This is a genomic window from Clostridium sp. HBUAS56017 (assembly GCF_007115085.1).
In the GTDB taxonomy this organism is placed as follows: domain Bacteria; phylum Bacillota; class Clostridia; order Clostridiales; family Clostridiaceae; genus Clostridium; species Clostridium cibarium.
Genome location: NZ_SULK01000016.1, coordinates 77,739 through 78,005 on the forward strand (window position 1 = coordinate 77,739; position 267 = coordinate 78,005).

The window sequence follows — 267 nt, forward strand, 5'->3', positions numbered from 1 at the left end:
GTTTTCAACTGAAAGTTATAATAACGCGGGGTGGAGCAGTTGGTAGCTCGTCGGGCTCATAACCCGAAGGTCGTAGGTTCGAGTCCTGCCCCCGCAACCATAAGGCGGAATAGCTCAGCTGGCTAGAGCATTCGGTTCATACCCGAAGGGTCGTAGGTTCAAGTCCTATTTCCGCTACCATAATGTGCCGAAGTGGCGGAACTGGCAGACGCACAGGACTTAAAATCCTGCGGTGGTTAAACACCGTACCGGTTCGATTCCGGTCTT

The 267-nt window shown here is 52.8% G+C and carries 2 tRNA genes; both read left to right on the top strand.

The window, feature by feature from the left end:
* The first annotated feature begins 24 nt into the window (after positions 1 to 24).
* Positions 25 to 100 (top strand) — tRNA-Met (locus tag FAY47_RS14145).
* Between the two features lie 3 nt (positions 101 to 103).
* Positions 104 to 180: transfer RNA gene (locus FAY47_RS14150), tRNA-Met, on the top strand.
* The last annotated feature ends 87 nt before the right edge of the window (positions 181 to 267 follow it).